We start from the raw sequence: 23,158 nt of genomic DNA, 5'->3' as shown, positions 1-23,158 counted from the left end.
AGGGCCTGGGCGGGGCCCCAGGTCCTGTGGAGCAGTTTGGAGTGCTCGCCACCCTGTCAAGGTGGAGGCCGCGGGTTCAAATCCCGTCAGGACCGCAGTAAAAAGAGCCCGGATCTTCGGATCCGGGCTCTTTTGCTGCCCGAGCCGTGCCCGAACCCCCGCCGCTCCAGGTTCCTTTGTGCGCCCCTGACCTGCGCGATGCACCCTCGCGGGCTCTCACGCCGTCTTGACGGCCTCTCAATCCCTCGGTACCCAGAAACCAGGGCCGTTCCCCGTTCGGCCTTCCGGAGGTGGCGTATGGCGGCATCGGCGAGGCACGAGACGCGGGCCCTGCTCCGTGCGCACTTGGCGGCCGCGTCGTCGTACCGGCATCTCACTCGCCACTGTCCGATCTGCCATCACCTGCTGCGGCTGGCGATGGAGTCCACCCAGCCCGCCCAGTCCGCCCAGCCCGCCCCACGCACCACCGCCCAGGCCTCCCGGGGCGCCGCCGAGAACGAGAGCCCGGCGCGAGCCTGACCGGGGGCAGGCCTCAACACCCGTTCGTGCGCGGGTTGCTGGAGCCGTCGGCTCCACTACCGCACCCGGAGCGGAGCTAACAAGCCGCTCGGTATGTGACGGGTGTCACCGCATGAGTTTTGGAAAGTGCGGTACTTACCCCCCGCCTACAATGGGTCAATTTAATATGTGCAATTGCACCTCTTCGACGCTGACGCACACAGGGGATCCGACACCCCTCCCCAGACTCCGACAAGGCCGCTCACAGCCAGGCCACGAGTCCGACAGCCGGCGCACAAAAAAGATCGCGCTGGACCCGGCGGAGTCCAGCGCGATCGACGACGCACCCTGTTATATGCCTGGAGAACTCTGACTGGCGTGGGCGGGGGGCCTGTTGGGGCAGGACCCGCGTCGCTTGGAGCTGTGGTTCCGGACGTCACGGCTGATGGGGGACCAGCCGGTTTGCCCGGTTATTCAGTTGTTCAGGCCTCGCTGCGCTGCTGCGGAATGCCCGCGAGCAGAGCGCGGACCTCGGCCTCGCGGTAGCGGCGATGCCCGCCGAGCGTGCGGATCGACGTGAGCTTGCCGGCCTTCGCCCACCGCGTGACCGTCTTGGGGTCGACACGGAACATGGTGGCGACCTCAGCCGGGGTCAGCAGCGGCTCGGCATCAGGGGTGCGAGCGGTCATGAGCGGCCTCCTCGGGAGAACCGAACCTTCTCGGTTCTTTCCTCTAAATTCTGCACCTTGACCCGCGTTGCCCGAAATGGCGGACGCGAGTCGAGTCGGTTATAGGACGAACGGCTTGTCCTCGGCACTACAACTACACCATCTGTCCAGCCGCGTCGGCCAAACCGATGGAATTGCCCTCCCAGGTGTTCATCAGCGACGGAAGCCGATGGACCATGCCATAGCGGACAGTCACGCCACTGTGACGATCAGTCACAGGGCGATCAGGAGTCATCAGACCCCCCAAAGCGTGCAATGCTGAGATTCCGCCCACAATGCAGCACAACGGGACGGAAGGAGCCCCCCGGACTCCTTGTCCTATTTTGGCATGAGGAGGGGCAAGGGGCGCAAGGGCCATGTACGTGCGGTCCGTCACGTTTGGCCTACTTGAGCGGTACGCCCGGATCGAAACCTACGTCCGTTGTTGACAAGGCGTCAGCAGACGCAGAGCGCACTTCAGCAACGTCGGTGCGAGGACGTAACCCCAAAACGGGCGGTACGTCAAACGCCTGTTCGTGACCGGTCGCGAGCGGTCCGTAGGAACCGAAGGTCAGAGGTCGAGTCGGCGGTCAGTTCGCCGACCGAAGATCCCGTACGGAACGCCACCGCGCCACCAGCCGGGCGTACGCCTCCCCGGCGGCCGCCCCGTCGCCCCGGCGCAGCGCGGCGATCCCCTCGGCCACGTCCGCCGCCGAATGGTCGTCCTCCAGCGCCCCGGCCGGCACGGCGTGCACCAGGCCGCCGTAGTCCAGCTCCACGAGCGAGCGCGGGTGGAACTCCTCGAGCCAGCGCCCGACGTCCACCAGGCCGTCGATCAGCGGCCCCTCGTCCATGGCCTCCTTCAGGGCCCGCAGACCCCGGGCCACCCGCCGCCGGGCCTGGACCATGGGTGTGCGGTAGCGCAGCACCGGCGGGCTGTCGACGCTGTCGCCCTTGTCGTACTCGCGCTCCTCGTCGGTGACCAGCACGAACCAGCTGATCGGCACCTGCCAGGTCGCCGTACGGATCCACGGCCGGGCGTCCGGGTTCTCCGCCAGCCAGCGCTCGTAGTCCTGGGCCGCCTGGTGGCGCAGGAAGGGCGGCAGGACCGCGTCCAGGACGGGCGGCGGGAGTTCCTCGGAGAGCTCCTCCAGGGCCTGCCAGCCGCGCAGCCGGGTGCGCCAGGGGCAGACGCAGACGACACCGTCGACCTCCAGCACGAAGGCGTCCTCGCTCTCGTGCACCGGCACCAGGACCGGCGGGGTGGGAGCCAAGTCGGCCAGAGCGCGGCGGAGTTCGTCCTGGTACGAGGGACGGTCCGGACGGCGGGCGTAGCGGGCCCAGTGGCTGCGCTCCGGCTCCGCGAAGGCGGCCAGCGGTTCGTACACGCGCAGATAGGTCGCGTAGGGGACGATCACCGAGGACACCTTGGGCACGCCTGCTCCCTCCCCCGCCCATCGTCGCGAAAACCTGCGGAACCCACTGACAAACGCGCGGGAAATCTATGCAAATCGTCGCACGGGTGTACTCCGGTCGGAGGTGATCCTGAGCACTGTGCGGCTGGCGGGCCCGTCAGGCTCTAATCTCATGCTCAACAGCCCCCGCCACCCGCACGGGAGCTGGTCTCCACCCGCCGCAACTTACTCAGGAGTCACCACAGTGACCGACGTAACCGGCGCACCTGCTGATGTACTGCACACCCTGTTCCACTCGGACCAGGGGGGACATGAGCAAGTCGTGCTCTGCCAGGACCGCGCGAGCGGCCTCAAGGCCGTCATCGCCATCCACTCCACCGCACTGGGCCCCGCGCTCGGCGGCACGCGCTTCTATCCGTACGCGAACGAGGCCGAGGCCGTCGCCGACGCGCTGAACCTCGCCCGCGGGATGTCGTACAAGAACGCCATGGCCGGTCTCGACCACGGCGGCGGCAAGGCCGTGATCATCGGCGACCCGGAGCGGATCAAGACCGAGGAGCTGCTCGTCGCCTACGGCCGGTTCGTCGCCTCCCTCGGCGGCCGGTACGTCACCGCCTGCGACGTCGGCACGTACGTCGCCGACATGGACGTCGTGGCCCGCGAGTGCCGCTGGACGACCGGCCGATCCCCGGAGAACGGCGGCGCCGGGGACTCCTCCGTCCTTACCGCCTACGGCGTCTACCAGGGCATGCGGGCCTCCGCGCAGCACTTGTGGGGCGACCCCTCACTGCGCGCGAAGCGGGTCGGCATCGCCGGCGTCGGCAAGGTCGGCCACCACCTGGTGGAGCACCTGGTGAAGGAGGGCGCCGAGGTCTTCGTCACGGACGTGCGCGAGGACGCGGTACGGCGGATCACCGAGCGGCACCGGGACGTCATGGCCGTGAAGGACACCGACGAGCTGATCCGCATCGACGGTCTGGGCATCTACGCCCCCTGCGCGCTGGGCGGGGCGCTGGACGACGACACCGTGCCGGTGCTCACCGCCGAGGTGGTCTGCGGCGCCGCCAACAACCAGCTCGCCCACCCGGGCGTGGAGAAGGACCTCGCCGACCGCGGAATCCTCTACGCGCCGGACTACGTGGTGAACGCCGGCGGTGTCATCCAGGTGGCCGACGAGCTGCACGGCTTCGACTTCGAGCGGTGCAAGGAGAAGGCGGCGAAGATCTTCGACACCACGCTGGCCATATTCGCACGTGCGAAGGAAGACGGCATTCCGCCGGCTGCCGCGGCCGACCGGATCGCCGAGCAGCGCATGCACGACGCGGCCGCGGCCCGCCGGGCGCGCTGATTCGGGAGCGCCCTCGCACGTTTGGCCGGTACCCGTCGGTGGGCAGTTAGAGAGAACTCTCACTTCTACCGGCGGGTCGACCGTCGATAAGTGGTTAAAATCGCGGTTGACCAGCGAGGACGGGGCGCCTCGAAGGTCCTGGGCGCGGGCACGTCATGCGGGCGACGTACCGTATGGGCGCGGGCTCAGGTACCGTGGAAGCCCTACGGACCGGTCTCTCTGCGGAGGGGCCGTTCCGGACCATGAACGCGTGTCAAGACTCTGGGGCCGTCGAGCCCCGTCGTTGAGGGGGTCGAGCCATGGGGCGCGGCCGGGCCAAGGCCAAGCAGACGAAGGTCGCCCGCCAGCTGAAGTACAACAGCGGTGGGACTGACCTCTCACGCCTGGCCGAGGAGCTGGGTGCATCGCCTTCGAATCCGCAGCCGCCTAACGGCGGGCCGTTCGAGGACGATGATCAGGACGACGACCTGTACGCACGGTACGCCGACCTCTACGAGGACGACGACGAAGACGAGGACGACCAGTCCTCGCAACACCGTCGCGGCGCTTGACCTTGCACTGAGCATGTACCCGGTCGGTGACGGACGTCACCGACCGGGTTCTGTGCTGCTTGCAAGGTCCCGTGGGGTTCGCCCCCCGTGCCTCAGTTCGCGTAGTCACCGATCAGGGCGGCACCAGTGGTGTGCTCGCCCCGGTCCGTGATCTCTCCGGCCACCCAGGCGTCCACGCCACGGTCGGCCAGGGTCGCCAGGGCCACCTCCGTGGACTCCTGCGGCACGATCGCGATCATGCCGACGCCCATGTTCAGCGTCTTCTCCAGCTCCAGGCGCTCGACGTTCCCCGTCCTGCCGACCAGGTCGAAGACCGGGCCCGGGGTCCAGGTGGAGCGGTCGACGATGGCGTGCAGGTCGTCGGGGACGACCCGGGCGAGGTTGGCCGCGAGCCCGCCGCCGGTGACGTGGCTGAAGGCGTGCACCTCGGTGGTGCGCATCAGGGCCAGGCAGTCCAGCGAGTAGATCTTCGTCGGCTCCAGCAGCTCCTCGCCGAGGGTGCGGCCGAGCTCGTCGAGGTGGGTGTCCAGCGCGAGACCGGCCTGGTCCAGCAGGACGTGCCGGACGAGCGAGTACCCGTTCGAGTGAAGTCCGGAGGACGCCATGGCGATCACCGCGTCACCCGTCCGGATACGATCCGCGCCGAGCAGCCGGTCGGCCTCCACGACGCCCGTACCGGCGCCGGCGACGTCGAAGTCGTCCTCGCCCAGCAGGCCCGGATGCTCGGCCGTCTCGCCGCCGACCAGGGCGCAGCCGGCCAGCACACAGCCCTCGGCGATGCCCTTGACGATGGCGGCGACGCGCTCGGGGTGGACCTTGCCGACGCAGATGTAGTCGGTCATGAACAGCGGCTCGGCGCCGCACACCACGATGTCGTCCATGACCATGGCGACCAGGTCGTGGCCGATCGTGTCGTAGACGCCGAGCCGTCGGGCGATGTCGACCTTGGTGCCGACGCCGTCGGTGGCGGAGGCGAGCAGGGGCCGCTCGTACTTCTTCAGGGCGGAGGCGTCGAAGAGTCCGGCGAAGCCGCCGAGGCCGCCGAGGACCTCGGGGCGCTGGGCTTTCTTCACCCACTCCTTCATCAGCTCGACGGCGCGGTCGCCCGCTTCGATGTCGACGCCCGCGGCTGCGTAGCTGGCACCAGTTGTCTCAGACATGGCTAATGAGAACCTTCGTGTCGTACAGCAGGTAGTGCGGGCTGCCTACGGGCGGCGGATCGCGTCGGCGGCGGCCGTGGCGGCCGGGCCGGCGGCCAGCTCCGTCTCCAGGAGCTGCTTGCCGAGCAGCTCGGGGTCCGGGAGTTCCATCGGGTACTCGCCGTCGAAGCAGGCGCGGCACAGGTTCGGCTTGGCGATGGTGGTCGCCTCGATCATGCCGTCGATCGAGATGTAGGCCAGGGAGTCGGCGCCCAGGGACGTGCCGATCTCCTCGATCGTCATGCCGTTGGCGATGAGCTCGGCGCGGGTGGCGAAGTCGATGCCGAAGAAGCAGGGCCACTTCACGGGCGGCGAGGAGATCCGGATGTGGACCTCGGCGGCGCCCGCCTCACGGAGCATGCGGACCAGGGCGCGCTGGGTGTTGCCGCGCACGATCGAGTCGTCGACGACGACCAGGCGCTTGCCCTTGATGACTTCCTTCAGCGGGTTCAGCTTCAGGCGGATGCCCAGCTGGCGGATGGTCTGCGAGGGCTGGATGAACGTACGTCCGACGTAGGCGTTCTTCACCAGGCCGGCGCCGAAGGGGATGCCGGAGGCCTCGGCGTAGCCGATGGCCGCCGGGGTGCCGGACTCCGGGGTCGCTATCACCAGGTCGGCCTCGACCGGGGACTCCTTGGCCAGCTTGCGGCCCATCTCCACGCGGGAGAGGTAGACGTTCCGGCCGGCGATGTCGGTGTCGGGGCGGGCCAGGTACACGTACTCGAAGACACAGCCCTTGGGCTTCGCTTCCGCGAATCGGGACGTGCGCAGGCCGTTCTCGTCGATGGCGACGAACTCGCCCGGCTCGATCTCGCGGACGTAGGCGGCGCCGCAGATGTCGAGGGCCGCGGACTCCGAGGCCACGACCCAGCCGCGCTCCAGCCGGCCGAGGACCAGGGGGCGGATGCCCTGCGGGTCACGGGCGGCGTACAGGGTGTTCTCGTCCATGAAGACGAGGCTGAAGGCGCCGCGCACCTGGGGCAGGACCTCGCCGGCCGCCTCCTCGATGGTCAGCGGCTTGCCGTCCTCGTCGACCTGGGCCGCGAGGAGCGCGGTGAGCAGGTCGGTGTCGTTGGTGGCCGCCACGCGCGGCGTACGGCCGCCCTCCTGCTTGGGCAGGTCGGCGACCATCTCGGCGAGCTGGGCGGTGTTGACGAGGTTGCCGTTGTGACCGAGCGCGATGGAGCCGTGCGCGGTCGCGCGGAACGTCGGCTGGGCGTTCTCCCACACGGAGGCGCCGGTGGTCGAGTAGCGGGCGTGACCGACCGCGATGTGACCCTGGAGCGAACCGAGCGAGGTCTCGTCGAAGACCTGGGAAACGAGGCCCATGTCCTTGAAGACGAGGATCTGTGAGCCGTTGCTGACCGCGATTCCCGCGGATTCCTGGCCTCGATGCTGGAGGGCGTAGAGCCCGAAGTACGTGAGCTTGGCGACCTCTTCGCCCGGAGCCCAGACACCGAAGACGCCGCAAGCGTCCTGGGGGCCCTTCTCACCGGGGAGCAGGTCGTGGTTGAGTCGTCCGTCACCACGTGGCACGCCACCGAGTGTAGGCGAGGTCGTCCACTGGTCCGAATTGGGGATACCGGACTTTTCAGCGGATCACTGCTCGGCAACGGCTCGCACACGCGTGCCGTTTTCGCTGGTCAGCGTCAGAGTTTGGTGATCGACTCCGTACTTGAGCTTCCCGTCGAAAAGTCGCAGCAGCGCCTTCTCGCCGGACATGAGTGAGTCTTCGCACATCATTCGGGTCGTGGCCGGGCGGCCGAGGGTGATATGACCGTCGCGGACGGTGGCCTCGGCGTTGACCTTGTTGCAGCCGAGGCTGCCGGAGACCGTGCTCTTCTTCGCGTCGAAGGTGAGGTGGGCGCGGCCGTCGGTGTCCGGGGTCGTGACGGTCCACTTGGTACCGCTCAGCGGGGCGTCCTTCTCCTTGGTCAGGCGGACGGTGTCCCCCTGGCCGGTGGTGAGGGTGAGGCGGTCACCGTCCACGCGGGCCTCGAGCTCCCGGTCGGAGAGTGTGCTGGCGAGGGTCTCCTCGAAGTCCATGGGCTTGTTCTCGCAGGCCATCTCCGTGGACATGGTCTTGCTGAGCCGGATGCGGTCGCCGTCGACGGTGGCCTCGGCGCCGAACTTGTTGCATCCGAAGCTGCCCTCGGCCCGGCCCTTGTCGATGGTCACGTGGGCGCCGGTGGGGGCCTTCTGGGTCTTTCCGTCGGTGGTGACGCTGTCCACGCTCCACCGCACGCCCGTCACCGTCACCGGTTCCTCGGCACCGACCGAACCGCTGCCGCCGTCCGCCTTCTCGTTGCCGCAGGCCGCCATGAGCGGGACGAGCATGGCGGCGGCCGTCAGGGTCATGCGCTGCTTCTGCCTGTCCATGCCCCTTCGACGGGGGACCCGGGGGGATCGGTTCCCCTTACGCCATCAGCGGCAGGTGGGCCGAAAGGTCCGCCCGCTCGCCACTGGCGCTCACGCGGGCGTCCTGGAGGGCCTGTGCCCAGGCCAGCCGCCCGGTCGCGAGCCGGATCCAGGTCAGCGGGTCCGTCTCGACGACGCTGGGCGGGGTGCCCCGGGTGTGCCTCGGGCCCGCCACGCACTGCACCACCGCGTACGGCGGGACCCGCACCTCGGTGGAACCGCCGGGTGCCTTGGCGGCGAGGGCGTCGGCGAGGAGGCGGGTGCAGGCGGCGAGGGCCTGGCGGTCGTAGGGGATCTCGAGGCCTGGGACGGCGGCGTTGAGGTCGTCGGTGTGGACGACGAGTTCCACGGTGCGGGTGACCAGGTAGTCGGCGAGGGTGATGGCACCGGTGCGGGCAGCCAGGACGCGGTCACCGGGCGCGTCCGCCAGCTTCTGCCTGAGGCGCTCCTCGGTGCGCTCGTAGAGGGCGTCGAGGTCGGGGTTGCCGGCGGCCAGGTCGCGGGTGCCGTCGGCGATGTCGCCGGCGCGGGCGGCGGTGGCGAAGGGCCAGTCGACAAGGGCGAGCTCCGGTTTCGCCGGCTCCTCGCGCTCCAGGTTGCGGCTGACGGTCTCCACGGCCATGGACACGTGCGCGGCGAGCTCCCGTACCGTCCAGTCCCCCAGCCGGGTGGGCAGCGCGAGCTGGTCGGGAGTGAGGGTGCGCACCGCCTCACGGACGTTCCCGAACTGGGTGAGCACCGCGGTGCGGATCTTGGCGGGGTCGTACCTGCGGGCGCGCTTCTTGGCCGGGGGCATGGAGATCAGCCTATGCGGGCTGCGATGCCGCCGCGGGCGTCTCGAAGGTCTCGCCGTTGCGGGGGACGCCGATGCCGCGCCAGGTGAAGGGGACGCCGCGGGCGGTGTCCGGGTCGGGGGCGTCCATCAGCTGGAAGTGGAGGTGGGGCTCGGTGGAGTTGCCCGAGTTGCCGCAGCGCGCGAGCGGCTGTCCGGCGGTCACCCGGTCCCCCTCGCGGACGGTGAGCGAGCCGCGCTGGAGGTGGGCGTAGAGCGCGTAGGTGCCGTCGCCGAGGTCGAGGACGACATGGTTGCCGATGATGCGCCTGGCACCGGACAGGTCGCGCACGGACGCCTCCACGACCATCAGGTACAGCAGCACGAGCGGCGACGTACGGCTGAGGTGGTCGCGCTGACCGTCGGTGGCCCGGACGACGGTGCCGTCGGCGACCGCGAGGAGCGGGGCGCCGTAAGCGGGGAAGGCGCTGTTGCGACGGGCGAGCGGCCACAGCCAGCAAAAGCCCGGGCGGGCGCCCGGCTCGGGCTCGGCGACGACGTCGATGGCGTAGGTCTGGCCGTAGGCGTGCGTGCCGTGGCTGGGGGTGCGGTCGGCCGGGCTGTTCCGCGCGGTCCAGCGGCCGGTGACGGGCGGCTCGACCTAGACCGGCTCCCGGGCCGCGCGAGGGCTGTCCGGCGCGCCGCCCCACCTGTTCGCGACGCTGAGGATCACGTAGGACAAGGCGATCGGCAGGAAGTTCCACCACCACGGATAGCCCAGGTCCAGCGCGGCGTGGGCGACCACCAGGCCGAGAAACGCCAGTTGCAGGGCGCGGTAGGCGACTTTGGCGAGCTTGCGTACGGACATCGTTCCCCCGGTTCGGTCGGTGACGGGTTCAGTCGGTCACGGCCGTGCCGTCGCGACCGCCACCAGGAGCGGTACGACCCGCCCCGGCGGCACCTCGTAGCGGCCCCGGCCGGTCGTGTGCAGCCAGCCGGCTCCGGTCAGCTGGCGCAGGTGGTGGTAGATCTGGCCGGTCGTGCCGACCTCGTCCAGCTCGGCGAGCTCCGCCGCCGTGCGCCGGCCGCCGAGGACCTCGCGGAGCAGCCGGAGCCGGACCGGGTGGCCGAGCGCCGCCAGCGACTCGGCGACCGGTGCCCAGTCGTCCTTGAGCAGCTCCTCCGTGAGGGCCCCCGTCTGCCACGCGTACTGCTCACCCGTCGGCAGGCGCACGGAGCCGGTGTAGAGGACACCGCCGTCGGTGGCTCCCAGCTCGGACAGCTGCTCCTTCAGCCCGTTCAGGGCCCAGAAGTCGCCTGCGTCGAGGCGAGGTCCGGCGCGGTGGGCGCCTTCCAGGGCCGCCAGCCGTCGTTCGAGGTCGGCGACACGTTGTTCCAGTTCCATGCCGTCGATATTACGGAACTACGTAATTACGTGCAAGGGCGTCCGGACATGCGAAAGCCCCGCCCGTCGCCATGACAGGCGGGGCGGGGCCTTCGTGCGTGACTACGCCAGCAGGGCCGGGATCGTCCCCTCGTGGAGCTCGCGCAGCTCGGACAGCGGGAGCGTGAACTCGCCCTGGATCTCCACCGAGTCACCGTCCACGACACCGATACGGGTGGCCGGCAGGCCCCGCGCACCGCACATGTCGTTGAAGCGGACCTCCTCCGAACGCGGCACGGCCACGACCGCGCGGCCCGCCGACTCGGAGAAGAGGAAGGTGAAGGCGTCCAGACCGTCCGGGACGATCAGACGCGCGCCCTTGCCGCCCAGCAGCGCCGACTCGACGACCGCCTGGATCAGACCGCCGTCGGACAGGTCGTGCGCGGAGTCGATCATGCCGTCGCGGGAGGCGGCGATCAGGATCTCGGCGAGCAGCCGCTCACGCTCCAGGTCCACCTTGGGCGGCAGACCACCGAGGTGGTCGTGCACGACCTGCGACCAGGCCGAACCGCCGAACTCCTCACGCGTGTCGCCGAGGAGGTAGAGCAGCTGCCCCTCCTCCTGGAAGGCGACCGGCGTGCGCCGGGTGACGTCGTCGATGACGCCGAGGACCGCGACGACCGGGGTCGGGTGGATGGCGGCCTCGCCCGTCTGGTTGTAGAGCGAGACGTTGCCGCCGGTGACCGGGGTGCCCAGCTGCTGGCAGGCGTCCGCCAGACCGCGCACGGCCTCCGCGAACTGCCACATCACCGCCGGGTCCTCGGGCGAACCGAAGTTCAGGCAGTCGGAGACGGCGAGCGGCTTCGCACCGGTCGTGGCCACGTTCCGGTAGGCCTCCGCCAGCGCGAGCTGCGCGCCCGTGTACGGGTCGAGCTTGGCGTACCGGCCGTTGCCGTCCGTGGCGAGGGCCACGCCGAGGCCGGTCTCCTCGTCGATCCGGATCATGCCGGAGTCCTCGGGCTGGGCGAGGACCGTGTTGCCCTGCACGAAGTGGTCGTACTGCGAGGTGATCCAGGACTTGGACGCCTGGTTCGGGGAGCCGACCAGCTTCAGGACCTGGTCCTTCAGCTCCTCGCTCGTCGCCGGCCGAGGCAGCTTGTTCGCGTCGTCCGCCTGGAGGGCGTCCTGCCAGGCCGGGCGGGCGTACGGGCGCTCGTAGACCGGGCCCTCGTGGGCCACCGTGCGCGGGTCGACGTCGACGATCTTGCCGCCGTGCCAGTAGATCTCCAGGCGGTCGCCGTCGGTCACCTCACCGATGACGGTGGCGATGACGTCCCACTTCTCGCAGATCTCCAGGAAGCGGTCGACCTTCTCCGGCTCGACGACCGCGCACATGCGCTCCTGTGACTCGCTCATGAGGATTTCCTCGGGCGAGAGCGTCGAGTCGCGCAGGGGGACGTCGTCCAGCGTCACGCGCATGCCGCCGGAGCCGTTGGAGGCCAGCTCGCTGGTGGCGCAGGACAGACCGGCCGCGCCGAGGTCCTGGATGCCGACGACCAGCTTCTCCTTGAAGGCCTCCAGGGTGCACTCGATGAGGAGCTTCTCCTGGAAGGGGTCGCCGACCTGGACGGCCGGGCGCTTCGACGGCTTGGCGTCGTCGAAGGTCTCACTCGCCAGGATCGACGCGCCGCCGATGCCGTCACCACCCGTACGAGCCCCGTACAGGATGACCTTGTTGCCCGCGCCGGACGCCTTCGCCAGGTGGATGTCCTCGTGCCGCATCACGCCGATGCACCCGGCGTTGACCAGCGGGTTGCCCTGGTAGCAGGCGTCGAAGACGACCTCGCCGCCGATGTTGGGCAGGCCCAGGCAGTTGCCGTAGCCGCCGATGCCCGCGACGACGCCCGGCAGGACGCGCTTGGTGTCGGGGTGGTCGGCCGCGCCGAAGCGCAGCGGGTCGACGACCGCCACCGGGCGGGCGCCCATGGCGATGATGTCGCGGACGATGCCGCCGACACCCGTGGCCGCGCCCTGGTAGGGCTCGACGTACGACGGGTGGTTGTGCGACTCGACCTTGAAGGTGACCGCGTAACCCTGGCCGACGTCCACGACACCGGCGTTCTCGCCGATGCCGACGAGCATGGCGTCGTTCTCGGGTGCCTTCTCGCCGAACTGGCGCAGGTGCACCTTGCTGCTCTTGTACGAGCAGTGCTCCGACCACATCACCGAGTACATGGCGAGCTCGGCCCCCGTGGGCCGGCGGCCGAGGATCTCCACGACCCTCTCGTACTCGTCCTTCTTCAGGCCCAGTTCGGCCCAGGGCAGCTCGACGTCGGGGGTCGCGGCCGCGTGCTCGACCGTGTCCAGAGGCGTCCGGCTCATGCGTTGACCAGCTTCTTGAGGATCGAGGTGAAGAACGGGAGGCCGTCGGTACGACCGGTACCGATCAGCGGCTCGACGGCGTGCTCGGGGTGCGGCATCAGCCCTACGACGTTGCCGGCCTCGTTGGTGACACCCGCGATGTCGTTGTTCGAGCCGTTGGGGTTGACGTCCAGGTACCGGAAGGCGACCCGGCCCTCGGACTCCAGCGCGTCCAGCGTGCGCTGGTCGGCGACGTACTGCCCGTCGATGTTCTTCAGCGGGATGTGGATCTCCTGGCCGGCGGTGTAGTCGCTGGTCCAGGCCGTCTCGGCGTTCTCCACGCGCAGCTTCTGGTCACGGCAGATGAAGTGCAGGTGGTTGTTGCGCAGCATCGTGCCGGGCAGCAGATGGGCCTCGGTGAGGATCTGGAAGCCGTTGCAGATGCCGAGCACCGGCAGACCGGCCTTCGCCTGCTCCAGCAGGGGCTCCATCACCGGCGAGAAACGGGCGATGGCCCCGGCGCGCAGATAGTCGCCGTAGGAGAAACCACCGCACAGCACCACGGCGTCGACCTGCTTGAGGTCCTTGTCCTTGTGCCACAGGGCGACCGGCTCGGCGCCCGCGAGGCGGATCGCGCGCTGCGTGTCCCGGTCGTCCAGACTGCCGGGGAAAGTGACGACGCCAATACGAGCGGTCACTTCACGGCCTCCGCGACTTCCTCGACCCGGACGGTGAAGTCCTCGATCACGGTGTTCGCGAGGAAGGACTCCGCAAGATCGTGAATGCGGGCGAGGGCGGCCTCGTCGACCGGCCCGTCAACTTCCAGTTCGAAACGCTTTCCCTGGCGGACGTCCGAGATCCCTTCGAAACCCAGCCGCGGCAGTGCGCGCTGCACCGCCTGGCCCTGGGGGTCGAGGATCTCCGGCTTGAGCATGACGTCGACTACGACGCGTGCCACTGGCACTCCCGGTGTGTGGTGCTGAGCAGGTTCCTTCAGACTACCCGCACAAAAATTCTACGCGCGTTGACTTGTAGGAAACTACGTGACGGTCATCACGATCCTGCATCGACGGACCCACGCACGAAAATTTCCGGGAAAGATTCCGGGGTCGACACCCGAAACCTATTGCGCCCACCCGTCTCCCGCCACCACCCTTCCAACGAAGTCGCTCCGCTCCCCTCTTGATTTTGGACACGCGGAAGGATTTAGTCGGGTTTCACATTGCATTGTCAGGCACTGTAGAAATGAATTGGCAAGTGCCGCAGGAAGGGACCGATATTCGTGGCGCAGAAGGTCGTGGTCACTCTCTTTGACGACATCGACGGCTCGGAAGCGGCGGAAACGATCGCCTTCGGACTGGACGGCAAGTCGTACGAGATCGACCTGAACGAAGTCAATGCCGGCGAACTGCGGAAGGCGCTCGCGCCCTACGTGGAGGCCGGCCGCAAGCGGTCCCGCTCGGGCCGGGCGTACCGGCAGACGGAGGTCGCCCCCGACCCGTCGGCCGTGCGGGCCTGGGCCCAGGCCAACAAGATGGAGGTCCCCGCGCGCGGGCGCATCCCCAAGAGGGTCTACGAGGCGTTCACCGCCGCCCAGTGACGGCCCGGTGAGGCCCGGCGGACGGCCGGTCACCCGCCCCTCGCGGCAACCGACTTGCGCAGCACCCCGGCTGATCAGCTAGAGTCTGGAGCACGCCGAGGGGCGAGGCCGAAAGGCCCGGCTCACGGAAACATGCGGGTGTAGTTCAGTAGTAGAACATCCCCCTTCCAGGGGGAAGGCGCAGTGTGCGATTCCTGTCACCCGCTCTGCATCACCAGTACCGACCACTCTTGTGGATCAGGTAGGCTGGTGCTCGCACCGATCGGTGAGAGCCGATCGGGAGCACATGCGGACGTAGCTCAGTTGGTAGAGCGCAACCTTGCCAAGGTTGAGGTCGCGAGTTCGAGCCTCGTCGTCCGCTCGGGAATGAGACCCCGGTCCTGATGGACCGGGGTCTTCTTCGTGTTTCCTTCTCCGCTTCTGACATTTGTCATGTGGAGCGATGACAGCGTGCACTGCTTCCCCGGCCGCAGGGACGGGACGCTGACGGCATGGAAACGATCGGACACGAACACGTGATTGAGGTCACTGACCTGCGGCGTGTGTACGGGGGCGGGTTCGAGGCGGTAAGCGGAATCACCTTTTCCGTACGTCGCGGGGAGATCTTCGCCCTGCTGGGCACCAACGGCGCGGGCAAGACCTCTACCGTCGAACTGCTGGAGGGACTCGCGGCACCGGCGGACGGCCGGGTCCGGGTCCTCGGGCACGACCCGTACACCGACCGGGCCCTCGTACGGCCGCGCACCGGCGTGATGCTCCAGGAAGGCGGCTTCCCGTCCGAGCTGACCGTCGCCGAGACCGCGCGGATGTGGGCGGGGTGCGTGAGCGGGGCCCGGCCGCCGGCGGAGGTCCTGGCGCTGGTCGGACTGGAGTCGAAGGCCGGCATCCGGGTCAAGCAGTTGTCCGGCGGGCAGCGGCGCCGACTGGATCTTGCGCTCGCGCTGCTCGGCGACCCCGAGGTGCTCTTCCTGGACGAGCCGACCACCGGCCTGGACGCCGAAGGCCGCCACGACACCTGGGAGTTGGTGAGCGCGCTGCGCGACGGCGGTACGACGGTGCTGCTGACCACGCACTACCTGGAAGAGGCCGAGAACCTCGCCGACCGCCTGGCGATCATGCACGAGGGCCGCATCGCCACCACCGGAACCCCGGCCGAGGTGACAGCCGCGGAACCGTCGCGGATCTCCTTCGAACTGCCCGACGGCTACTTCGTCGGCGACCTCCCGCCGCTCGGCGAGCTGGGCGTGAGCGGGCACGAGAGCGACGGCCGGACCGTCCGGCTGCGCACCCACGAGCTGCAGCGGACGGCCACCGAACTGCTGACGTGGGCCGCGCGGGCCCGGGTGGAACTGCGCCGCCTGGACGTGCGGTCGGCCTCCCTGGAGGAGGCGTTCCTCCGCATCGCCAAGGACGTCTCCGCGGGCCGGACCACGGGGACGACGACGAAGGAGTACGCGGCATGAGCACCCTCGCCACGACACCCCGCCCGGCACCGGCGGCGACCACTCCGCTGAGCCGGATGACCGCTCTCGCCCGCGCCGAACTGACCCTGCTCGGGCGGACCAGGGGCGCGCTCGTCGCGGCGCTGTTCGTACCGCTGGTGATGCCGCTCAGCGTGCGGTCGGCGGCCGAGGAGATGGATCTCGCCGGAGCCGGGCTGAACACCGGCACCCTGGTGCTGCCCGCCGCGGTCGGCTTCTCCCTGCTGTTCGCCGTCTACTCGGTGCTCGTCGGCACGTACGTCGTCCGGCGTGAGGAACTCGTCCTCAAGCGGCTGCGCACCGGTGAGCTGCGGGACGTCGAGATCCTGGCCGGCTCCGCGCTGCCCGCCGCCCTCACCGGACTCGTGCAGTGCCTGCTGCTCGCGGCCGGCTGCACCGTGCTGCTGGACCTGTCCGCGCCGTCCGCACCCCATCTGGCCGTCGCCGGAGTGCTGTTGGGGCTCGTGATGTGCGCGGCCCTGGCCGCGGCCACCGCCGCCGTGACCCGCACCGGCGAGAGCGCACAGGCCACGCCCATGCCGCTGCTGCTCGTCTCGATGATGGGCTCCGGATTGTTCTTCCCGCTGGAGCTGATGCCCGACCGGCTGGCCTCCGTCTGCGCACTGCTGCCGCTGACACCCGTCGTCACCCTGGTGCGTGGCGGTTGGACCGGCGACCTGTCGGCGTACGAGGCGCTGGGCGCCCTCGCGACGGCGATGGCCTGGATCGTCATCGCGGTGTTTGCTGTACGGCGGTGGTTCCGCTGGGAACCGCGGCGCTGACCGAAGGGGGAGTGATGGGCTGATGCGCGGGCCGGGCAGGTGGTGGCGGCGGCAGAGCACACCGCAGAAGGTCGAGACCTACACACGGTGGTCGTTCTACTTCTTCGCGGTGATGGAGCTCGTCTCCGTCGGGTTCACGTCCGCGGTCCCGCTGGGGGCACGGCTGGGTGGTGCCGTCATGCTGGTGGTGGCCGTGCACGCCACCCTCGCCTTCGTGACCGTGTCGCGGGCGGTGGACTGGACGCGGGGCCGCAGGCCTCAGCCCATCGGGCTGATGTGGACACTGGGCGCCGTCACCGCCGCGGTCGCCGTCACCGCGATCGGGATCGCCGAGCACGGACCCGTCGGCGAAAGCGTCGACACCGCCGCCGGTGGGGTCTTCGGAGTGATCCTGATCTTCGGGCCCGGCATCATCGCGCTCGGCGTCCGCGACCGGCGGCGCGCCTTCGCCATCGCGGGCGGCTTCGCGGCCGGCACCTGGGTCGTGACGTTCGCACTCGGCGCCTCCGCCCGCACGGCGCTGTTCACCGCGTTGATCGTGCTGGTCGGCGGCGTGTTCCTCGCCTTTACGGCCGTCTTCTCCGTATGGCTGCTCAACGCCGTCTACGAACTCGACGAGGCCCGTGAGACCCGGGCCCGGCTCGCCGTCGCCGAGGAGCGGCTCAGGTTCGGGCGGGATCTGCACGACGTCATGGGGCGGAACCTCGCCGTGATCGCGCTCAAGAGCGAGCTGGCCGTGCAGCTCGCCCAGCGGGGCCGGCCGGAGGCCGTGGCGCAGATGGTCGAGGTGCAGCGGCTCGCGCACGAGTCGCAGCGGGAGGTCCGCGAGGTCGTGCGTGGCTACCGGAAGGCCGATCTCGCCTCCGAACTGGCCGGTGCGCAAGGGGTGCTGACCGCGGCCGGTATCGACTGCACGGTGAGTGGACGGACTCCGGCGGGGCTGCCGGCCGGGGTGCAGTCCGCCTTGGGGTGGGTCATGCGGGAGGCCGCGACGAATGTCCTGCGGCACGGGGACGCGCGGTGGTGTGCGGTGCGGCTCGGGGTTCTGGAGGGGCGAGTGGTGTTATCGGTGGAGAACGACGGGGTCACGGAGGCCGCGGATGGGGCGGGGACCTCCGGCTCCGGGCTCGCCGGGCTGCGGGAGCGGCTGGCGCAGATCGACGGGACGCTGGAGGCCGGGCCGACGGGCAAGGGGCTGTTCCGGCTGACCGCGGAGATCCCGCTGCCGTCGGAGGCCGCCCCTCGCGAGCCCATCGCCGCTGTGCCTGCTGTGAGTGAGGTCATGCCATGACGGCCGTGGAGCCGGTGCGGCTGCTGCTCGCCGATGACGAGCACCTCATTCGCGGGGCGCTCGCCGCGCTGCTGTCGCTGGAGGACGACCTCACAGTCGTCGCCGAGGCGGCCACCGGGCCGGAGGCACTGGCGATGGCCCGGGCGCACCAGCCCGACGTCGCCGTCCTGGATCTCCAGATGCCCGGCGCCGACGGTGTGAAGGTCGCCACATCCCTGCGCACCGAACTGCCCGGCTGCAAGGTGCTCATCGTCACCAGCCACGGGCTGCCCGGGCATCTGAAGCGGGCGCTGGAGGCCGGGGTGCGGGGGTTCGTGCCGAAAACCGTGAGTGCGCAGCGGCTCGCGGAGCTCATTCGCACGGTGCACGCCGGGAACCGTTACGTCGACCCGGAGTTGGCCGCCGACGCGATCGCCGCCGGGGACTCGCCGCTGACCGCCCGGGAGGCCGAGGTGCTGGAACTCGCGGCGGACGGTGCGCCCGTGGCGGAGATCGCCGAGCGGGCCGCGCTGTCACAGGGGACCGTGCGGAACTACCTGTCGTCGGCCGTGTCGAAGCTCGGGGCGGAGAACCGGCATGCGGCGGTGCGGCTCGCGCGGGAGCGAGGTTGGGTATAGTGGTTCCCGCGCCACGGCGCAGGCGAACGTAGCTCAGTTGGTAGAGCGCAACCTTGCCAAGGTTGAGGTCGCGAGTTCGAACCTCGTCGTTCGCTCCAGTGAGAAGCCCCCCGGCTCCGGCCGGGGGGCTTCTCCGTTTCTCCGTGTTCTGCGTGCGAGTCCTACGCCCAGCTCGTGCCGGTCAGGCGCTCGTACGCCTCCACGTACTTGGCGCGGGTGGCGTCGACGACCTGCTGCGGCAGCGCGGGCGGCGGCTGCTCGCTCTTGCGGTCCCAGCCGGACTCCGCCGAGGTCAGCCAGTCGCGGACGTACTGCTTGTCGTACGAGGGCTGCGCCCGGCCCGGCTGCCACTCGTCGGCCGGCCAGAAGCGGGAGGAGTCCGCGGTCAGGACCTCGTCCGCGAGGACCAGGGAGTCGCCGTCGAAGCCGAACTCGAACTTCGTGTCCGCGAGGATGATGCCCCGCTCGCGGGCGATGTCCCGGCCCCGCGAGTAGACGGCGAGGGTCGCCTGGCGCAGCCGGGCCGCGGTGTCGGCGCCGACCTGGCGGGCGACCTCCTCATAGGAGACGTTCTCGTCGTGCTCGCCGACGGCGGCCTTGGTCGCCGGGGTGAAGATCGGGGCGGGCAGCTCACTGCCGTCGACCAGGCCCTCCGGGAGGGCGAGGCCGCAGACCGTACGGGACTCGTTGTACTCGACCAGGCCCGAGCCGGTCAGATAGCCGCGGGCCACGCACTCCACGGGGACCATCTGGAGCGACTTGCAGACGAGTGTGCGGCCCTCCCAGTCGGCGGGGGCGCCCGCGGGCAGTTCCGTGCTGAGGACGTGGTTCGGGATCAGGTCGGCGAGCTGGTCGAACCACCACAGGGAGAGCTGGGTGAGAATCCGGCCCTTGTCGGGGATCTCGGTCGGCAGCACCCAGTCGTATGCGGAGATGCGGTCGCTGGCGACCATCACGAGGTCGCCCGCCTCGTTCTGGTACAGCTCGCGCACCTTGCCGGTGTGCAGATGCACCAGTCCCGGAACCTGGATCGGCTCAGGCTTCTCTACGAATCCGGACACGGTTCCTCCCCGTGGTTGAACAAGAGGTGCGCCCGCAGGGCTCCCCTGGGGTGGTGGCGGGAGACGGGCGGGCCAAGTGGCTCGATTCTCCCGTATGCGAGCTTGATCGCGGACAGTGGGTCAGTCGCGTTTGCAGATGCGGTCCAGGAGGTTTGCGGTGGCCCGCTGGACGCGGGCGTCGACGTGGCCGGGGCGGTCCAGGGCCGGAGTCCAGGCGAACGTTCCGGAAGCGAAGACCCAGGCGCCGGAGGGGGCGCGGTACAGGGACGTCTCCTGGTGGCGGGCCGTGCCCTCCTTGTCCGTGTACGGCGAATGGGCGAGCAGCACGCGCTCCTCGTGCTCGGGCAACGGGGTGCGCGGGAAGTAGCGGTCGGCCTCGCCCGCCACCAGGCCCTCGATCTCGTCCCCCTCGTGCGCCCCGGTCGCCTCCCACAGCCAGTGGCCCGCGTTGCGCACGATCAGGGGATGGGGCACGGGGACGTGCCCGGCGTACTGGATGCCGATGAGCTGCTGCTCCGCCCGGTCGATCTCGCGCCACAGCACCGGTTTGCCGGGGCCCCTGCGCTTGCGGCAGGTCAGCAGGCGGTCGGGGACGCCGGAGGGGGACGGCCCCAGTTCCACCTGCCAGTACATCGAGTTGGCGGAGAGGAAGACGAGGGAGGTGCCGGCGTCGCGGGCGCGCTCCACGGCGCCGCGCATCGCGGCCGACCAGTACTCGTCGTGGCCCGGGAAGACCAGGCCGCGGTAGCGAGTGGGGTCGACGTGGCCCGCGTGCAGGTCACCGGCCGTGGCGTAGGCGACGTCGTAGCCGTAGCGCTCGGCCCAGCGGATGAAGTCGTAGGCGTGCCCGACGTGCAGCGGGAGGCCCGCGCCCGCGTACGGGCGGTCGAAGGAGACCGTGGTGGCGGCCTCGGACTCGCCCAGCAGACGGCCCTTCTCGTCCCAGGCGTGGTAGAGGCTGGCGCCGGTGCGGCCGTCCTCCGGGTAGAGGTTGTACGCCTGCCAGGTGATGTCGGGCAGGACGAGGAGCAGGTCGGCGGGCTGGTCGTCGCGGACCGTGAACGGAACGTGGGAGCGGTAGCCGTCTGCGGTCGTGAGGACGGCGACGTACGCGCCGATGTTCCAGTACGACGGGATCTGGAGCCGCCAGGACAGCCACCAGTGGTGGCAGGAGACCGTACGGTCCGCCGTGAGCGGCGGGGGCTGGACGATGCCGGACAGGCGCGGGCTGGTGGTGATCTTCGCGGCGCCGTCACCGCCGTAGTGGCCGATGCGGTAGATGTCGACGCCGAACTCCTGGGGCGGGTCGACGGTGATGTGGAAGTCGATGGCCTCGCCGGGCGCGACCGCGCTGGTGGAGGTGAAGCCCTTGATCTGGCAGTGGACGTCGTCGGCCGCGCGGGGGCCGCTTGAGCGGCTGCCCTTCCTCGGGGCCTGGGCTGGGTCCTGGTCCACGTACCAGGGGACGACCTGGCCGCTGTCGTCGAAGTACGTCACGTTTCCGCGCAGCCACGGAACGGGGCCCTGCCCGAAGGGATCCGTCACGGCGTGCGCCAGCGCTCCCGACTCCCAGCGGCGGATCTGCTCCGAGCCCATGGTTGCTTCCCCTCCCCTTGGCCCCCGTGGCGGTGCGTGCTGTGTGGTGGGCTGCGACCCCTGCGGTTCCTTCGTGCTTATGTGTTTGTCGTATGTCGCAAGCCCTTGCCATGTGCGCGAACGATCCAAGCACATCACATAATGCGCGCACTTCGTTACTGTTCGTTTCGAATTGGCCAGAAGCGGAGGCCGGTGCTCCGGCGGTCAGCCGAGCCGGACCGGCTTCTCGGGCCGTATCCCCAGCTCGGCCAGCCAGGCCCGCAGGGGCGTGGAGTCGCCGTCCTCGATCAGGGTGAGGACCTTGGGCGCCAGGTCGGCGGTGCGCTCGCCGTTGTGGAGGAGGGTCGGGCCGTCCAGCCAGTCCAGGCCCGGTGTCGCGCCCGCGGTGTCCATGGCGGCGCAGCAGATCATCGCCGTGAGGTGGTCGGCGAGCAGTTCACGGGCCGTGCGCGGGGGCTGGAGGGGGAAGAGGGGGAAGGCCCGGTCGTCCCAGAGGGCTGCGGGGGCCGGGGCGGCCGGGGGCCCGGTGGGCGGTACGGCCCCGCTCGCGGGGGCGGTGGCCGCGGTGGTCGCCGGGTTGGTGGTGGTCGACGTGGCGGCAGCCGAGGCGGTGGTGGCCGAGGTGGCTGTGGTCGAGGTGACGGCGGTCGGCGGGCCCGGCGTCGCGGGGGCTTCCTCGCGGGACAGTTCGGCGCTGAGCCGGGCGGCGAGGGTGGCGCTGCGAGGGGTCGCGCCCGCGAGGTCCTCTTCGTCGTCCGGGGGTGGTTCGGGGCTCCGGGTGGCGAAGGAGGGCTCTCCGGCCAGGGCCGTCAGGTGGTCGAGGACGCGGGACAGCGTCGGGCCGCCGGTGTTCGGGGCCGTGCTTCCCGAGGCCGGGCGGACGCCCATGTCGTCCAGGACCCGGTGGAGCCGGGCCGCGTCGACGCGCCACTTGCGGTCCACGACCTCCTCCGGATACTCGCTCCAGCCCACCGGCGACCAGTCGGGACCGGGCCCCGCCGGGCCACCGTGGAAGAGGCGGGCGGCGAGGAGGGAGGCGGCCTCGTCGACCACGCCCGGCTCCTCCAGCAGATCGCAGGCGGGCCGCTCACCGAGCCGGGACGCGAAGCCCTCGGCCAGGCGGTCGCGCCGGGACAGCTCCGTGAGCGCCGCCACCACACCGGCGTCCAGCCGGGACGGCCAGCGGCCCATCCGCCAGGCGGGCAGCGCGACCCGGGTCAGCAGCCGGTCCCAGCCCGCGTACGCCAGGCCCACCTGTTCCTGGGCGACGATCCGCAGGCCGTAATCCACAGCCTGTGCACGCTCCGCGGCCGCGGCCGCCACGCCCCGCTCCATCTCGGCGGCGTGCACACGGCAACTGCGCAGCAGCAGCCGGGCCACCCAGCCGACGCCGGCCAGCACGGCCCGCGACACCGGCCGGCGATCCGGCGCCGAGGCCACGGCCACCGCGGCGTCCAGGCCTCGGACGAAGCGCCGGGCGGCGGCTATGTCGGGGTGCGCCGAGGGGCCCGTACCGGCGACGACCGGGGCGAGGACCGCACGCAGCTCGCCGACCCGCATCCACCACAGGAAGGGGGAGCCGATGACGAGGACCGGCGCGACAGGGTGCCGGCGGTGCGGGTGTCTGCCGCCGCCCGCTATGTCGTCGTGCTCCTCGGCGGGGGGCGGGCCGTGGGCCCGGTGGGTGCGGTCCTCGAGCCAGCTGTCGCAGTCCGGCGTGAGCGCTATGGCGGAGGGCGCTGGGACGTCGAGGCGGTCGGCGAGGTCGCGCACCATCCGGTACAGGTCCGGGGCCGACTCCTCGGCGATCGGGATGGTCGGGCTCATGGCGGGCCGGGCCCGGGCGACGACCAGGGCGACACCGGCGGCGGCGAGCAGCACGAGGACCGCGACCGGCGTCAGGATCCAGCGGACGGAATCCCAGCCGGGGCCGGTGAGATGGCCGGTGACGGCGCCCGCGAGCAGGATCACGGCGACGGCGGCGGGTAGCACGGCGACGGCCAGCGCGCGGCTGCGGATGCGCAGCACGGCCAGTGCTCGTGCCCGCGCGACCTGCGCGCCTGCCTCCACACCCATT

General features: G+C 70.4%; 21 protein-coding genes, 4 tRNA genes and 1 pseudogene. 12 read left to right on the top strand and 14 right to left on the bottom strand.

Annotated elements, in window-relative coordinates:
- Window positions 1-20 precede the first annotated feature (20 nt).
- A tRNA-Asp gene (locus tag AC07F0_RS33240) sits at window positions 21-95 on the top strand.
- A gap of 202 nt (window positions 96-297) precedes the next feature.
- The gene (locus AC07F0_RS33235; RefSeq protein WP_478983661.1) at window positions 298-519 is read left to right on the top strand and encodes a DUF6274 family protein; all 222 of its coding nucleotides are present in this window, start codon (window positions 298-300) and stop codon (window positions 517-519) included.
- A gap of 461 nt (window positions 520-980) precedes the next feature.
- Here AC07F0_RS33235 and bldC read toward each other — a convergent pair whose 3' ends face one another.
- Window positions 981-1,187 carry a developmental transcriptional regulator BldC gene (gene bldC, locus AC07F0_RS33230; protein WP_003949541.1) on the bottom strand — a complete coding sequence of 69 codons (207 nt, stop codon included), beginning with the start codon at window positions 1,185-1,187 and terminating at the stop codon, window positions 981-983.
- Between the two features lie 608 nt (window positions 1,188-1,795).
- A complete protein-coding gene (locus AC07F0_RS33225) occupies window positions 1,796-2,641 on the bottom strand; it encodes a DUF8083 family protein (protein ID WP_478983660.1) in 846 nt (281 codons plus the stop codon).
- A gap of 223 nt (window positions 2,642-2,864) precedes the next feature.
- Here AC07F0_RS33225 and AC07F0_RS33220 point away from each other — a divergent pair, with 223 nt between their 5' ends.
- Together AC07F0_RS33220 and AC07F0_RS33215 are read left to right on the top strand one after the other, a co-directional pair.
- Entirely contained in the window at window positions 2,865-3,968 is a 1,104-nt protein-coding gene (locus AC07F0_RS33220; protein ID WP_478983659.1) for a Leu/Phe/Val dehydrogenase, read from the top strand.
- A gap of 299 nt (window positions 3,969-4,267) precedes the next feature.
- On the top strand, window positions 4,268-4,519 hold the full coding sequence (locus AC07F0_RS33215) for a DUF3073 domain-containing protein (RefSeq protein ID WP_020277200.1): 252 nt from the start codon (window positions 4,268-4,270) through the stop codon (window positions 4,517-4,519).
- A gap of 92 nt (window positions 4,520-4,611) precedes the next feature.
- On the opposite strand, the gene purM is transcribed toward AC07F0_RS33215, so the two are convergent.
- The 9 genes and pseudogenes from purM to purS form a co-directional block, all read right to left on the bottom strand.
- Window positions 4,612-5,679 (bottom strand): phosphoribosylformylglycinamidine cyclo-ligase, encoded by a 1,068-nt coding sequence (purM, locus tag AC07F0_RS33210; protein WP_478983658.1) that lies wholly within the window; start codon window positions 5,677-5,679, stop codon window positions 4,612-4,614.
- Window positions 5,680-5,724: 45 nt separating this feature from the next.
- Window positions 5,725-7,254 carry an amidophosphoribosyltransferase gene (purF, locus tag AC07F0_RS33205; RefSeq protein WP_391087967.1) on the bottom strand — a complete coding sequence of 510 codons (1,530 nt, stop codon included), beginning with the start codon at window positions 7,252-7,254 and terminating at the stop codon, window positions 5,725-5,727.
- 63 nt (window positions 7,255-7,317) lie between these two features.
- A complete protein-coding gene (locus AC07F0_RS33200; RefSeq protein WP_478983657.1) occupies window positions 7,318-8,097 on the bottom strand; it encodes an META domain-containing protein in 780 nt (259 codons plus the stop codon).
- A gap of 37 nt (window positions 8,098-8,134) precedes the next feature.
- The gene (locus AC07F0_RS33195; protein ID WP_478983656.1) at window positions 8,135-8,932 is read right to left on the bottom strand and encodes a maleylpyruvate isomerase family mycothiol-dependent enzyme; all 798 of its coding nucleotides are present in this window, start codon (window positions 8,930-8,932) and stop codon (window positions 8,135-8,137) included.
- A gap of 10 nt (window positions 8,933-8,942) precedes the next feature.
- Window positions 8,943-9,776: pseudogene (locus tag AC07F0_RS33190) on the bottom strand (M23 family metallopeptidase).
- 36 nt (window positions 9,777-9,812) lie between these two features.
- On the bottom strand, window positions 9,813-10,313 hold the full coding sequence (locus tag AC07F0_RS33185; protein ID WP_478983655.1) for an ArsR/SmtB family transcription factor: 501 nt from the start codon (window positions 10,311-10,313) through the stop codon (window positions 9,813-9,815).
- A gap of 102 nt (window positions 10,314-10,415) precedes the next feature.
- Window positions 10,416-12,674 (bottom strand): phosphoribosylformylglycinamidine synthase subunit PurL, encoded by a 2,259-nt coding sequence (gene purL / locus AC07F0_RS33180; RefSeq protein ID WP_478983654.1) that lies wholly within the window; start codon window positions 12,672-12,674, stop codon window positions 10,416-10,418.
- On the bottom strand, window positions 12,671-13,351 hold the full coding sequence (gene purQ, locus AC07F0_RS33175; RefSeq protein WP_020277208.1) for a phosphoribosylformylglycinamidine synthase subunit PurQ: 681 nt from the start codon (window positions 13,349-13,351) through the stop codon (window positions 12,671-12,673). The genes purL and purQ overlap by 4 nt, the downstream gene beginning before the upstream one ends.
- The gene (gene purS / locus AC07F0_RS33170; RefSeq protein WP_010045045.1) at window positions 13,348-13,611 is read right to left on the bottom strand and encodes a phosphoribosylformylglycinamidine synthase subunit PurS; all 264 of its coding nucleotides are present in this window, start codon (window positions 13,609-13,611) and stop codon (window positions 13,348-13,350) included. Before purS ends, purQ begins: the two co-directional genes overlap by 4 nt.
- A gap of 324 nt (window positions 13,612-13,935) precedes the next feature.
- Here purS and AC07F0_RS33165 point away from each other — a divergent pair, with 324 nt between their 5' ends.
- From AC07F0_RS33165 to AC07F0_RS33130, 8 genes are all read left to right on the top strand, one after another.
- Window positions 13,936-14,253, top strand: coding sequence for a histone-like nucleoid-structuring protein Lsr2 (locus AC07F0_RS33165; protein ID WP_478983653.1), 318 nt, complete (start codon window positions 13,936-13,938; stop codon window positions 14,251-14,253).
- A 134-nt stretch (window positions 14,254-14,387) separates the two neighbouring features.
- A tRNA-Gly gene (locus AC07F0_RS33160) sits at window positions 14,388-14,459 on the top strand.
- Between the two features lie 82 nt (window positions 14,460-14,541).
- Window positions 14,542-14,614, top strand: a tRNA-Gly gene (locus tag AC07F0_RS33155).
- A gap of 130 nt (window positions 14,615-14,744) precedes the next feature.
- A complete protein-coding gene (locus AC07F0_RS33150) occupies window positions 14,745-15,716 on the top strand; it encodes an ABC transporter ATP-binding protein (RefSeq protein WP_478983652.1) in 972 nt (323 codons plus the stop codon).
- Window positions 15,713-16,516, top strand: coding sequence for an ABC transporter permease (locus tag AC07F0_RS33145; RefSeq protein WP_478983651.1), 804 nt, complete (start codon window positions 15,713-15,715; stop codon window positions 16,514-16,516). Before AC07F0_RS33150 ends, AC07F0_RS33145 begins: the two co-directional genes overlap by 4 nt.
- A 22-nt stretch (window positions 16,517-16,538) precedes the next feature.
- Window positions 16,539-17,807: a sensor histidine kinase gene (locus AC07F0_RS33140; protein ID WP_478983650.1), complete on the top strand. Its 1,269-nt coding sequence runs from the start codon at window positions 16,539-16,541 to the stop codon at window positions 17,805-17,807.
- Complete coding sequence (locus tag AC07F0_RS33135) at window positions 17,804-18,424, top strand: response regulator (protein ID WP_436728972.1); 621 nt, start codon at window positions 17,804-17,806, stop codon at window positions 18,422-18,424. Before AC07F0_RS33140 ends, AC07F0_RS33135 begins: the two co-directional genes overlap by 4 nt.
- Window positions 18,425-18,446: 22 nt before the next feature.
- Window positions 18,447-18,522: transfer RNA gene (locus tag AC07F0_RS33130), tRNA-Gly, on the top strand.
- Window positions 18,523-18,585: 63 nt separating this feature from the next.
- Here AC07F0_RS33130 and AC07F0_RS33125 read toward each other — a convergent pair.
- The 3 genes from AC07F0_RS33125 to AC07F0_RS33115 form a co-directional block, all read right to left on the bottom strand.
- Window positions 18,586-19,485, bottom strand: coding sequence for a phosphoribosylaminoimidazolesuccinocarboxamide synthase (locus AC07F0_RS33125; protein WP_478983649.1), 900 nt, complete (start codon window positions 19,483-19,485; stop codon window positions 18,586-18,588).
- A 120-nt stretch (window positions 19,486-19,605) separates the two neighbouring features.
- Window positions 19,606-21,081, bottom strand: a complete 1,476-nt coding sequence (locus AC07F0_RS33120; RefSeq protein WP_478983648.1) for a N,N-dimethylformamidase beta subunit family domain-containing protein — start codon at window positions 21,079-21,081, stop codon at window positions 19,606-19,608.
- Window positions 21,082-21,285: 204 nt separating this feature from the next.
- Complete coding sequence (locus AC07F0_RS33115) at window positions 21,286-23,157, bottom strand: M48 family metalloprotease (protein WP_478983695.1); 1,872 nt, start codon at window positions 23,155-23,157, stop codon at window positions 21,286-21,288.
- Between the last annotated feature and the right edge of the window lies 1 nt (window position 23,158).

This window comes from Streptomyces sp. NPDC045955, assembly GCF_056430805.1.
The sequence above is the reverse complement of the archived record's forward strand: the minus strand, read 5'-3'. Positions and strand labels throughout refer to the sequence as shown.